The sequence below is a fragment of the Ferrimonas sediminicola genome, from assembly GCF_005116715.1.
In the GTDB taxonomy this organism is placed as follows: Bacteria; Pseudomonadota; Gammaproteobacteria; order Enterobacterales; family Shewanellaceae; genus Ferrimonas; species Ferrimonas sediminicola.
The window spans coordinates 21,382-34,786 of sequence record NZ_SWCI01000020.1; the positions used below are offsets into that span (position 1 = coordinate 21,382).

Consider the following 13,405-nt stretch of genomic DNA (forward strand, 5'->3'; position numbering starts at 1 on the left):
TGGGAGAAGGGGCACTGGTGAGTATGAAACTTCGTTTCGGGAAAGCCCTGAGGACTCAGATCGGGCTCTGCATGGCTGTCCAGTATGAGACATTATTACTGTCCTACAGAACACCGTTAAGCCTGTGCTAGACTGTTGCTCTGCGCCTTTTCGAGTCTGTTCATCCTGAAGCCATGAGTAAGCGTTTCACTGCGTGGTAATTTGGCGATCGCACGATTGAATATATCCATTGAGCCAACGACAAGACATAGATCAATGCTTCTGGAAACAGCGGTGTACATCAGGCTCCGTTCGACCATCGGAGTGTCGGTGATACAACAAATAACTGTCACATTGAATTCGCTACCCTGGGACTTGTGGATAGAAATAGCATAAGCCAATTGCACATTTAAGGCCCATAGATCATCAATACTTAACTCGTGCTCCTCGCCATCAAATATGAAAGTGCCATATATGGCGGAATCCTTTACTGTTATCGTGCTCAACACTCCGGTATTGCCATTAAAGAGCCCATGATCATATGAGTTCTCAGTAACAATAACTCTGTCGCCTTCTCGCAGCCAATATTTACCCAAGCGAAGACCGGAGGGTAGTTGTCCCTCCTCGTTGCTCAATTTGGCATACTGAAGACAACTATTGATTGAGCCAGCGTTATCCGGCATTCGTTCAGTAACATGAGGCGTAATGACCTGCATATTGCCAAGCTTGTCCTGAATCGCAACCAGAGCCTTACAGAGAGCCTTTTGGTTGCTTTCGCATTTGACTAAGTAAATCCCTTGTCGCTGTCCGTCCCATGCCTCCAGATCAATGTTTTGGCCAGACCGAATCTTCATCGAAGCGTTCTGCAATAAGTCGTTGCCGGTTCGGTAAACTTTATTCAAATGCGCGGCAGGCACCGAATCCTCGATAACGAGTTCGTGAAAGAACAATCCCCATCCGACAGGGCTGATTTGCCCGGGGTCGCCGACAAGCAATAAGGAGTAGTTTCCTTGATCTTCTAACGCCGCTAATAAACGGTTGGCCAGAGATGGGTCAACCATTGAGCTTTCGTCCACAACTATCAAGGGTTCGCCACTGAGATCGAACGTATTTCCCTTCAGCCCTTTAATAAACCCGTGAATAGTAAAGGCTCGGCGGTTAACGGACATTTCCGCACGCACTTTAGCTTTCCCTGTAGGTGCTAGAACAAATACCTGCTTTGCAATGCGATCACACAGCTTACAGATTTCATTTAGCACATAGGTTTTGCCGGTTCCACCGAAACCGGTCAAAACTGAGAGTTTATTTCTCGCTGCCATCCCAACAGCTTCGCGCTGAGTATCGTTGAGGTTGTTGTCGACCTGAGCCAATGCCTGTTCAATGCCAGAGCCGAGGATGCTAAATATATCATTCTGAACGTTCTGATTAAGCAATCGTGTCAGTCTCTGTTCGAGTTGACTTTCAATATATGCAGGCCCAACACACTGTAGATAAAGTGTATTACTTTCATAAAAGCCACATAGTGCACGACACTTAAGTGCTTCTTCAACTGCCCTCTGGCCGAGATGCTTGGATTTCAGCAAGTTCGCACATTCACAAATCAAGTCTTCCTTGGTTATTGCGGTGTGGCCAGATTTGAGTCGCAAATACATAATTTGCTCGGCAGCCCCTACAAGACGATTATCATCGTCCTTGGCAAATCCTAGTTTCGACGCCGTCCTTTCAATCGCATTCCAAAAAGATGTTGAAGGCACAGCAAGTGGTAATAACCCATACGGATTAGCCCTGAGGCGTTCTGCGGCATCCGTTTTACAGACCCTTTTTAGCTTTTGTATTAAAGCTGGTTCGAAGTCATGTTTATACAGGAACTCGACGAGTGCGATTTCGTTAGTCAATTTCGACCATGCATTCACCAGGTTATCAGCGATAGTTGAAGATACAACTTCGGCGATATGGTCAACACGTCCGGCATTTAACATTTCGACTAAGGCAAAGTCTCCAATCTCTGCGAGCAGTTTATTGACTTTGGCTTTTCCCAAATGGAACCCACGGAAGTTGGGATGGTTCAGTAATAGCCCACGAATGTACTTCTCGTTCGGCATGTTGCAGAGCATGCATGAGTCGACCTGAAGAAGCTGACCATATTTTTCGTCAAGTCGCCCTTTCAGCCCGGTAATCTTCCAAAATTCGCCTTGCACTGGGATTCGGCAAATTACCTTATAGGATGCATGGCAATTATAGCGTCTACCGGTTTCAACACAGAGTGCATCAAAGATGGCTCCACCTTGAACGCCTGGCCATACATTTCGAATCTTGAAAGTACCACTGACATGGAGTGTCATAGGAATATCCTTCCACCAGTTTCAAGCATCATGTCAAATGACGCCTGCTGCTCTTCGCCTTTTATCTCGGCCAGTCTCAACCGAGACTTCAAGTCTTTTATCTGCTTCCTGAGCTCTTCAACCTCTTTTGTTTTTGCTTCGAGCTCCGTTTGCAGACGACTTGCAGTTGCACTACTTGCTTTCTCTTTAGCGGCGAGAGTTTCATTTGCGTCTTTAGATACAGATGCGCCGACACCAATGTTCTTTACATCGGTATCAAACTGCTGAGCAACGGCATTCGTGTCCTTATAAAGGATGTCTCGTCCGAAATTGCAGATGTCCGATATCCGCTTTCGGTTCACCTCTCCTTGGCGGTTGGACGGAAACTGTAGGTCATTGGATTTCAGCCATGCTACATACTTATTGTAGTTACGCATATTTATTTCCCCTTTCTCGTTCGGGGAAATGCGTCGACCATCGAGTTGGTTATTAATTACCAACTCGATACCAAGCACATCTTGCAGCTTACGGATATCGTTGGAACTCATGTACACTCCTTCGAGGATAACCAATCAAGGAAGCTCGAATCTCTCAGTGTAGCAGGACTCACAATATTCCTTTCAGTTGCAGTTGTTGCATCAACTAGTGAATCTCCTCTAATTTCGAAAAGGTCATCAGATTGATTGATCAACGCCTCGATTATCCTGTAACAGCATTCCAGTTTTTTGATGCTAGCTAAATCTACACCAGCCTTCTTGCTGGGTGATTTCTCTAGCAGTTTGCTCGGATCGATTCCTTGGTTGGCGAGGTACCTTTCCAATCGGTCAGCGCGATCTTTCTGATCCTTATTCTCAATTTCAGAAGATAATGCTTCGGCTTTATTCTTGTTCTTTTGTGGCGTATTGACGCCCTCTGCTAAATATGACACAAGACACTGACGATACTTGAGGTTGCGCAGCAAAGTAGATTTACTGATTTGCACAAAGCCGTATTTGCCATCATAACCATCCTGACCGACAAGATGATTAAACTGCTCGGCAACATATTCAGCCAGATGGTTCATCGAGTTAAACGAGACTTTGCTCGAACTCAACACTTTGATAATGGCTTCGACGCCTTTCTTTCTCTTTTCTTGCTTTTCAATCTGAGACTGTTTAAAGCGATTATCGCCTTTCGGTGCTCCTCTAGGCATTGGTAATAATCTTCTTGGCGTTGAGGGTAAATTCCAGTAAGGAAGTTTGTTCGGCAATCGGCTTTTCTAACTCGGCAACAATTTGCTCCAGCGATAAACCTGTCAAATCGCAGATTGACGTAAAAATGCCACGACAATCTGAAAGCAGGTCTTGACTTTCGGCTAACTCGATAATCTTGTCGACCATTCCGGTTCGCGCCAAAAGCCTGTTTGTAACGCGGGTTAATTGTGCTTTCAGTTGCGGAGTAAAACATTCCTGAAAGTTCTCAGCATCAACCATGCCGAGAATCAGTTTGTTAATCTCGGTGTTTTTGAACTCTATTTCCTTTGCCTTGAGCATCAGTATTTCTGGCTTTCCAACAAAGAACCTGGTCTTATTACTGATGTCTTTAAGATTGTGCAGCAAAATACCGTGGGTCACGATCCAAGCAGATAGCTCACGAGCATCTTGCTTACGAGAACGCTCCATTTCAGAGAGTTGCTGTGGTGATGCCCCCCTTGCTTTTGCATCCAGAATGGTTTGCTCCTGCTCCTTGACCAGCAAGCCTATCATCCGTATTTTGCTGGCAATTCTTGGTAAGTGATCAACTGTTTTGATGCTGTACCAGCACTGGCCACAGTTATATCCACCGATTTCAACCAAAATATCTTTTGGGCATTGGTTGTTAAAGGGGCAAATATGGGTTGAGTTGATGCAGATGTTATCAACCTGACCAGAGTTGATTGTTGAAATGCCACTCACCAGAGTGTTATTCCTATCATCTCTGACACCCGCAACCATTGAAACAGCACCAAAATCAGTTAGCGCCTGTTGAGGGTTGGTCTGCATTGCTTTTTTAAGCGTCGAGTTAACCAATTCAGCTTTAATAGCTACGGGGTCATAACCGGAATTATAACCGTAGTCACTTTCTCCACCTACACCACCCAAAACGGAAAATCGGTTGGTATAACCAAGAAGATTTTTTTTCTGGTTGTTTTCAGCCAGCTTCAGCCAATTTTGCTGCGGAACAACGTAGTGCGTCAGAGCAGCTTTACTGTCGTGACCGGTGTAATTCTCCATGATCACAGACTCAGGCAAATACCTGATTTTGTCGCTAACTACAGTTGCCCGAGTTCCGTGGGGAGTAATTTCATTCTTATAGTTATACCTCAGCTTGAATGCCTCGGCCAAAGGCAATTCATTACACCCTTTCGGCAAAACGTTCAGGGTTTCAAGCTTCGTTTTTGACGCCAATATCAGGTCGAAGAAGAATATCAGGCCGTCGAAGTGTTTTTTGTATGTGTTATAGGTCGCCGGGCCGAAATCATCGAAGTACACGCGGGTGCCATCATGATCATAAAACTTATCATAACGGGCTGGGCAAAACAGAGACCTGATTTTCCCAAAGCGGGATTTAGCCACCCTGTTGTACCATGCTGGCTTAACTTCAACATCAACCGTTTCCATGAAGCGTTTTAACCGGTCAAGCTGCTTAATTACACGGTGACTAACCAAGGGAACCCATGGTTCCTCCTTAGCTTTGTCGGTATTAACGATCAAAGGCTGAAGTTCAGAATTGTTTTTTCGGTCTACCTTGGAATCATAGGTGTCGGCATCCAACCACCGAACATGGATATGCCTTAAGCCAGTTTCTATGGCTACGCAAAACTGGACCAGTGTGTGTATATTTGGAATATCCACCACACGCCCATTAATCACCGTGGTGCTGTATGTGCCGAATAGTCTGGTAGGAATTTCAAATAGCGGTACACATTTTCCATCAATGAAGAGTACGGGCACAAAACCTACTTCTTGAGTATTATGTGTGTCCTCTCCACCAGCGCCAGCAACTTCACCCTTATCCAGGCCCTGATCAATTAGATAGCACGCGAATTCAACCATGGCATACAAGAATGCATGGAATAAAGGGAAGTACGTGTCAGTAAAGATACGCTTATTCGTCCCCTTACTTCGCTCGGATATTGGGAAATCCAGTTGGCGGATCAGACAGTTTTTAAAGCCGTGAAGCTCGGGCTCCTCAGTCGCTTTAATCTCCAGATATTTGAAAAAGAGATCAAGTCCACGCATGACCGAAACGCCTACCGTCTTGCCAGTGTTTTCGAATCGCTCTTTTATTGAGGGGACTTCAATGCCTTCAATATACTTTCGAGTAAAGTCGGCCAAACGCTTCGGCATTAACTCTACCTCGACATCTGCCGGGAGGTCTACAAACAGGTATTCCTGAAGGTGCTTGAGATCACGCTTCTCAGTCTTAATTACCTCCTTGCGATCTAATTTCTGCTTTAGATATAGATGGGAATATTTGGCAAATTCTCGTGCCAGTTGACTGTCAACGCCAATACCATCTAAAATTTCTTGAATGGTAGGAAGCTTTGTATGGGCCATCTCCTCCGCGAGCTTGGTTTTTCGGGAAAAAGTCTCCATCAAAGCAGTATCGTCGATGCTGAACTCGTCACCCTCATAAGCAATCAGTGCTTTAACCAGAACACTGTATCGGTATACCGGGTTATAAAGGATGTGACCTTCATTGTCTGAGTCGGACTGAAATTCATCGAGCAGACTTTTTGCAGCAATGATATTGTCCGTCGTAAAATCACTCAATTCAAAGAACTCACTGGCTTGCATGAGGCTATATGCCTTCCAGTCGAAGTTGCGGAGTTGTGTCTGCCCAATATATGGACGCAAGTTGGGCACGTCCAATTCGCCATCAATAAATGGCTGTCGTACCAAACGTAGGGCTGGGCTGAAACACTTGTGGCCGATTTCCCGTCGACCATTAGATTGATTATGGCGTGTCTCCGGCCTTGCGCTTTTAGCAGGCAGAAGAATAACCTTCCGCTTATTGAGCGCGTACAACAACATCTTAAACGGGTTCAGAAACAACTTTGCCGCTCCAACACCGAGCTTATGTTTGGTGTTCGGATAATTTGGAGTGAGGTAAAGATATTCCTTCGCCACATCGCTTGCGGCTGTTTTCGGATTATTAGGAGCCTCTTTCATCCTGACGGTGAAGTCAAATACGTCCTCGATCCATTGCTTATTGAACTGGTCGGGATAGTCCTTGTAAGCAGCAAAGTGCTTATTGAAGTTGAGTTGAAGGAATGGGCCCTTGTTTTGTATTAAGTTGGGGCTAGGCATCGATGTTCCGGAAACACCAAATTCCTGAAGCATGACCTCCATAACCTCGCCAATGGACTCAAGAATTGCGTCCTTGATACGAGCCGGATCTTCCTCGATAAAGAGCAGGCGGTCTGAGAAATTAATCCTCATGCGGCTTCCTTATCATTCATTTTTTCCTTGCCCGCTTGAATAGCCGCAAGTCGCGAGTCAATGTACTTGATTCGTACATCATCGATAGTTAGGTTCTCGTCGAAAATACGCTGATTAGCGTACAAGATGTCCGCTTCCAGCATATCCTCATCGTGCTTCGCATATACCTCAGTGCTCGTAATATTCGCATGCCCCATAAGCACCTTTACGATCGACATAGGCATTCCAGGGCGATATCCATCCTTCATCGGAGGAAGGTAATTTAGGACGTACACGCCATACATATGACGAAGACTGTGAGGACTGATACCGAATAAGTCGTCCATACCAGCCCTAGTCGCAGCAGACTTAAAAGTTTTGATTCTGGAACTACGATCTGAGGTAAATAATGGACGCGTAGTAGTCGATATCTGGAAGATGAAGCGATGATTGCAGTCGTTCACCCGCTCATTATCGATGTAGTTCTTGAGGTGCGTAAAGAACATCTCCTTGTATGGAGATATTAAAAACGTCTTTTCGGTTGATCTTCCTTTCCATGCTAGACATTCGGCCTCATCGGGATCTAATGCCGAGAGCCGGTCATCTTTAGCAGCGAACGGGTTGACCAGACGTACTGTGCCATTAGCAACGTCTATGTCATCCAGCGTAATTTGCAGCGCCTCATGAGACCGCGCTCCAGATGCAGCCAAGAAGGAATAGAGCGCCTTATCACGATTTGACTTCGCGGCATCAATAAGAGCTACGCTATATTCAAGGGGGAACGACTGCTGGTAAGAAAGCTTTTTACCATTGCCCTTAGTCCGTCCAAGTACGGAAATAGAGCAGCCCCGAGTTTTAAGGGCTTTTACGGGCATCATGCCGCCCAACCACGAGTTGGTGCGTATGGCCTGCTTTTCATGGTGGCTGAGTTTTTTGATGTGCTCACCAAACAACGCAACAACCGGAACGTTATCATGTGCCTCTTGGATAGCTTCACCCAGTCTGACATAACGCGAAATAGCAGCCTCGATCGGTACTAAGCTATAAGGCTTGAGCTTTTTTACCCGCCCCGTGATTTTGGCGACCCGGCCACCGAGGCCTGTATCTGCGACACCTTGAAGCAGGTAGTGCTTGTAAGATGTGAACACCTGTCGTAATTCATCGAGGTCTTTCGGGGGAGATATCTTCGTTGCGATCTCAACGTAGTTGATAAACCTTGCAACATAGGAAGCGTAAGTTTTAATACTGTTTCTGGCATACCCTGCCATCTCCATGTTCCGGATAAAAGCAGCAAACCCCTTATGCTCATTACCATCCTGGTCGAGCATCAAAAGAGCCTTTTCGTAAAACTGGTATTTCGGCATCCCTATGCCTTCAAATGTGCGTCACGTTAAACCTATGTATATCAGGAACGTTACAAGCGCGCAACATTGATGCATGCTTGAACGAAAAGGTGGGATTTAGGTACAAAAAAAGCGCCACCGCTACGGGGGCGCTCTCTTGATTATTGGTGCGTAACACACTGTTTTTGCAAGGCAAATTGGTGGCCCCTGGGGGACTTGAACCCACGACCTATCGATTATGAGTCGACAGCTCTAACCAACTGAGCTAAGGGGCCATAAAAGCGCATTTTCGGATGCCTCCGCGTCCCCTGTCCTGGCTCCAAGTGTGCACCATAGATGCATACCACTTAAGAACCCACGACCAAGCGATTATGAGTCGCCTGCTCTAACCAACTGAGCTAAGGGGCCTTCTTGATTCTGCTGGGTTTGTGCCCAACTAGGCGGAAGAGTATATCCAAGGGGGCGGGGCTTGTCATCTGCTTGGCCGCCACGTTGGCGTGTTTGGCTAAGAAAACGCCATGGTGTCAAGCCGTTTCGCATGAGCAAAGGTCCTGTGAAGCTGGGAGCCGGGTTGATGGAGATCATGGTTGGCCCGCTGGCCCTGTGTTGCTATGAAGCTGTGGCGAAACTTTCGCCAATGGAGTGCCTTCCAAGGCACAGACCACCAGGAGCGCAGAAGGAGAGTCAGGATGAAAGCATATAAAAAGGTATTGATTCCTCTAGATTTCCACGCCGACAACGATCAAATCATCGCCAAGGGTAAAGACCTGGCCGAGGTCAACGGCGCCAGGGTGTACCTGCTTCACGTCAACGAGCCCATGGCCGGCATCTACACCTTCGAAGCGGTCAGCTTCGGCGACGAGCTGGAGGCTTTCAAGGACAAGATCCGCAGCGAGTCCCACGTTCGCCTGGACAACTTTGCCAAGGAGATGGGGGTTGGCGATGCCGAGCAGCTGATCCGCGAGGGCAAGGCTTCCACCGAGATCGAAAACGTGGTCCGTGAACTGGACATCGACTTGGTCGTGATGGGCACCCACGGCCACTCCGGCCTGCAGCGCCTTCTGGGTTCCACCGCCAACAGTGTCCTGAACCACGTCGATTGCGACGTGCTGACCGTGCGCATCCGCGACTAGGTGGGGGCAGTGCCTTGAGAAGAGGGAGCGGGCCGGTGCCCGCTCTTTTGCGCTTACCGGCCGGGCATCGTGTCTACCGAGCCGATACTCGGGCTCGCATTCACCTACAATTACTAAGGATTCGTGTGGCTTTTCGCGTCGGGATCACTGTGGAGCCCGGGGCGCGCAACGAGGAGGCTGAGTATGAGTTTCTATAAGAAGGTACTGGTTCCGCTCGACTTCCATGATGACAACGAGCGTATCGTCGCTAAGGGCAAAAAGCTGGCCGATGACAACAATGCCGAGCTGTTCCTGCTGCACGTGGACGAGTCCATGTCCGATCTCTACCTGTTCGAGGCGGCCAGCTTCAGCGGCCACCTGAAGGAGTTTAAGCAGGACATCTGCCGCCGCTCCCAGGAGAAGCTGGCGAAGATGGGCGCAGGTCTGGACGACAACCATCTGCTGGTGCGCGAAGGTCGTGCACCCGGTGAGATTGAAAAGGTGGTGAAGGAGCTGGGCATCGACCTGATCGTGATGGGCTCCCATGGCCACTCCGGCCTGCGGCGTCTGCTGGGCTCCACCGTCAACGTGGTGCTGAACCACGTGCAGTGCGATGTGCTGACTGTTCGCACTCAGGATGCATAGGGGGCCGGGATTTTGAGTGCTGATCCCTGCGCCAACCTTGGCTGAAGGAGGCCTGGGGCGTCGTACCTGCTCCTGACCCAATGGGCTTTTAGCCCCGGAGGCAGCCGTGCGGGGCCGGACAGAGGGCGCCGGGTGGGGCCTTGGATGTCGATACCGGGTCACCATGCCGGCTATCGGACCTCGGTACCAGTTGCCGTCACTCCCGGCGCAATTGCTCTTATCAACCTGTAACAGGCGCCTGTCAGGCGGTCGACTCCACCTGCGCCCTGAGCTGCAGCTTGTGCGCCAGCAGCACGATCAGGGCGTAACCCACCAGGGCGCTGGCCACCACCAGCGGCCATCCCCCCAGTTGCCAGAGAGGCAGCAGCACGAAGCCGCCCAGACTGGCCCCCAGATAGTAGTGCACCAGGTAGAGGGAGCTGGCCTTGGCTCGCTCGGTGGTGGCCTGCTTGCCCACCCAGGAGTAGGCCAGGCTGTGCACCTGGAAGAAGCCCACCGAGCACAGCAGCAGCCCCAGCACGATCACCGCCAGATCATCGGAGAGGGTGATCACCGTTCCCACAATCAGCAGCAGCGCGCCGGTCTGCATTCCCGCCGGGGCGCTGAAGTAGCGCAGCCAGCGGCCGGAGAGCTGGGCGGAGACGCTGCCCGCCAGGTAGGTGCAGAACAGCAGCGACAGCTGGGCGGTGGTCAGGTGCCAGGGGGCCTGGGACAACTGGAAGCCCAGCACGGTAAACAGGTTGACGAAGGTGCCGAAGGTGATGCCGGCAATCAGGAATGCCGGTTGCAGCTGGCGGTTGTTCAGGTGTCCCAGCAGGCCGTGCCAGGCGCGCTGCAGTGACGGGGTGACCCTGTGGAAGTTCTGTTGCCGGGGCAGCAGCCACCACAGCATCAGGGCGGCGGCGCAGCTCAGGATCACCAGGGTGACAAAGGGCACCTGCCAGCTGTCGAACTGGCTGGACAGGCCGCCGATCAGCCGGCCACTGAGGCCGCCGACGGCGTTGGCGGCCACGTAGCTGCCCATGGCGGCGGGCAGGCGGGCGGCGCCGATCTCCTCCGACATCCAGGCGGCGGCCACCGCCACAAACCCGGCCAGCATCATGCCGTGGAGGATGCGCAGGGCGATAAACCACTCCACCTGGCTGCTGGCCAGGATCGCCAGGTTGATCAGCGGCAGGCTGGCCAGGGAGGTCAGCATGATGGGGCGGCGCCCCAGGGCATCGGAGAGCATCGCCCAGGGGATCAGCGACAGAGCAAGGGCCAGCGGAGCGCCGGCGTGCAGCCAGTTGGCGGTGGCGGCGTCCAGCCCGAAGGTGTCCGCCAGTTGCGGCAACATCGGCTGGGCCACATAGAGATTACAGAACACCACCATGGCCGCCAGGGTCAGGGCAGCCAGGGCACGGTAGTAGTTGCGTCCGTCCAGATGAGCCATGAGAGTTCCGGGTGGAGATTCTGCCGACAGCATACTCCTGTCACCCGGTGCGGAATAATACAATTCGTCAATGAAGTCTTAAGCAGCACAGTGGCTTGGGGCGTTGCTGCGGCCCAATCACCCGGGAGTTGCAGGAGTTGTCACACATTTCGGCGTATTGGCCTTTCAGGGGGGAAGGAATTGCGTCGCTTTTATGACCTGATGATGACGTGCGGATGGCCGCATGTCCGCGGTCAGAGTTAACGGGGGGCTGCTCCGCGCACTCGCTTTGGCGTACGCCAGCGGGTGGGACAAGGGAGCAAGGGAAACTATGTCTCATCGTCAGTTACAGATCGGCCTGGCGCTGTTTATGCTGGTGTTCGCCACGCTGCTGCCGGATTGGCAGACCCGGGTGGGGATCGGCGTGGCCTGGCTGCTGGCGTATCTGCCCTGGATACTGCTGGGGGCCGCGGCGATCACCGCGTACATCTACGACCTGAAGAAGTTCAGCCTGATGGTGGTGCTGTGCTTGGCGGTGTACGCCATTTTCCGCAACCATCTGATGGTGATGGAGCCCGGCAGCACCGATCAGCTGCTGTTCTGGGAGGTATGCCTGTTGGCGCCGCTGCTGATCTACCTCTATGATCAGTTGCCGGATCACTGGCTGTTCGATGGCTACTTCCTGGCGATCCCCCTGGCGCTGGCGCCCTGTGGCCTGCTGCTGCTGGCTCATCAATATTTTCCGGAACTGGAGCGGCAGGCGCTGGAGGCGGTGGTTGGTGGCCTTGGCGGTGATCCCGCACCCTGGGTGGCCCTGCTGCTGATTCTGCTCTACTGCGCCCTGTGTGCGCTCACCCAGTACCGCAACCAGGACAAGGGGGACTCCGCCGCCCTGGTGTGCCTGGTGGCGCTGGCGTTGCTGTTCGCCAATCACGAGATCCACGGCTTTGCCCCTCTGGTGTTTACCTACCTGGGACTGGCCCTGTGGATCCTGCTGTTGTTCCACGGGTTTCAGGTGGTCTATTTCGATCCCCTGACCGAGATCCGCAACCGGCGCCGGTTGGATGCCATGCTGAGGGGGCGCGGCGGTCGCTACCAGCTGGCGATGGTGGACGTGGATCACTTCAAGAGGTTCAACGATACCTTCGGCCATGATGTGGGCGACGAGGTGTTGCGGATGGTGGCGCAGCGACTCAGCCGGGTGGGGGCTGGTGGTGTGGTGTTCCGCTACGGGGGAGAGGAGTTCACCATACTGTTTCCCTCCGCCGACCGTTCCAGTTGTCTGGCGGCCCTGGCCGAGGTGCGCATGGCCATTGCCGCCTATCCGTTTCGCATCCGCGCCAGGGAGTCCAGGGGCCGGATTGGCCGCCTGACCCCGGGGGGCTCGGACCTTCCCCCGCAGACCATCACCGTGTCCATCGGCCTGGCCCAGGCGGCGCCCAGCGACGGCGGTCCGGAAGAGGTGATCAGGCGTGCCGATACCGCCCTGTATCAGGCCAAGGAGGAGGGGCGCAACTGCATCCGTACCGACACCAAGGCGGGCAGGGGCATCCGCAGGAAAGTGGCTTGAGGCACTAAAGCCTCTGCCCCCTGCGTGCGCCGGGGAGACGCAACACCCCCGTCATGCCGGCGAATGCCGGTATCCAGAGCCAATACCACCGTCATGCCGGCGAATGCCGGTATCCAGTGCCTTTGATTGTGGATGACCCCGAGCAGCAAAGCCTCTGGACCCCGGCGTGCGCCGGGGAGACGCAGCACCCCCCGTCACTCCCGCGAACGCCGGTATCCAGAGCCAATACCACCGTCATACCGGCGAATGCCGGTATCCAGTGCCTTTGATTGTGGATGACCCCGAGCAGCAAAGCCTCTGGACCCCGGCGTGCGCCGGGGAGACTCAACACCCTCCGTCACTCCCGCGAACGCCGGTATCCAGAGCCAATACCACCGTCATGCCGGCGAATGCCGGTATCCAGAGCCTTTGATTGTGGATGACCCCGAGCAGCAAAGCCGCTGGATCCCGGCGTGCGCCGGGGAGACGCAGCACCCCCCGTCACTCCCGCGAACGCCGGTATCCAGAGCCAATACCACCGTCATGCCGGCGAATGCCGGTATCCAGTGCCTTTGATTGTGGATGACCCCGAGCAGCAAAGCC

At 52.3% G+C, this 13,405-nt stretch carries 9 protein-coding genes and 1 tRNA gene; 3 read left to right on the top strand and 7 right to left on the bottom strand.

Features of this window, described 5'->3' with window-relative positions:
* Positions 1–116: 116 nt before the first annotated feature.
* From FCL40_RS17770 to FCL40_RS17795, 6 genes are all read right to left on the bottom strand, one after another.
* The gene (locus tag FCL40_RS17770; protein WP_136854613.1) at positions 117–2,321 is read right to left on the bottom strand and encodes an AAA family ATPase; all 2,205 of its coding nucleotides are present in this window, start codon (positions 2,319–2,321) and stop codon (positions 117–119) included.
* Complete coding sequence (locus FCL40_RS17775) at positions 2,318–2,848, bottom strand: hypothetical protein (RefSeq protein WP_136854614.1); 531 nt, start codon at positions 2,846–2,848, stop codon at positions 2,318–2,320. Before FCL40_RS17775 ends, FCL40_RS17770 begins: the two co-directional genes overlap by 4 nt.
* Complete coding sequence (locus FCL40_RS17780; RefSeq protein WP_169307172.1) at positions 2,845–3,492, bottom strand: hypothetical protein; 648 nt, start codon at positions 3,490–3,492, stop codon at positions 2,845–2,847. The genes FCL40_RS17775 and FCL40_RS17780 overlap by 4 nt, the downstream gene beginning before the upstream one ends.
* Positions 3,485–6,763 (bottom strand): hypothetical protein, encoded by a 3,279-nt coding sequence (locus FCL40_RS17785; RefSeq protein WP_136854616.1) that lies wholly within the window; start codon positions 6,761–6,763, stop codon positions 3,485–3,487. Before FCL40_RS17785 ends, FCL40_RS17780 begins: the two co-directional genes overlap by 8 nt.
* Entirely contained in the window at positions 6,760–8,106 is a 1,347-nt protein-coding gene (locus FCL40_RS17790; RefSeq protein ID WP_136854617.1) for a site-specific integrase, read from the bottom strand. Before FCL40_RS17790 ends, FCL40_RS17785 begins: the two co-directional genes overlap by 4 nt.
* Positions 8,107–8,283: 177 nt before the next feature.
* Positions 8,284–8,360 (bottom strand) — tRNA-Ile (locus FCL40_RS17795).
* Positions 8,361–8,774: 414 nt separating this feature from the next.
* On the opposite strand from FCL40_RS17795, the gene FCL40_RS17805 reads away from it, so the two are divergent.
* Positions 8,775–9,218, top strand: coding sequence for a universal stress protein (locus tag FCL40_RS17805; protein WP_169307173.1), 444 nt, complete (start codon positions 8,775–8,777; stop codon positions 9,216–9,218).
* Between the two features lie 183 nt (positions 9,219–9,401).
* Positions 9,402–9,842: a universal stress protein gene (locus tag FCL40_RS17810; protein ID WP_136854619.1), complete on the top strand. Its 441-nt coding sequence runs from the start codon at positions 9,402–9,404 to the stop codon at positions 9,840–9,842.
* 241 nt (positions 9,843–10,083) lie between these two features.
* Here FCL40_RS17810 and FCL40_RS17815 read toward each other — a convergent pair whose 3' ends face one another.
* Positions 10,084–11,274: an MFS transporter gene (locus tag FCL40_RS17815; RefSeq protein WP_169307174.1), complete on the bottom strand. Its 1,191-nt coding sequence runs from the start codon at positions 11,272–11,274 to the stop codon at positions 10,084–10,086.
* Positions 11,275–11,584: 310 nt separating this feature from the next.
* On the opposite strand from FCL40_RS17815, the gene FCL40_RS17820 reads away from it, so the two are divergent.
* Complete coding sequence (locus tag FCL40_RS17820) at positions 11,585–12,823, top strand: GGDEF domain-containing protein (protein WP_169307175.1); 1,239 nt, start codon at positions 11,585–11,587, stop codon at positions 12,821–12,823.
* Positions 12,824–13,405 lie beyond the last annotated feature (582 nt).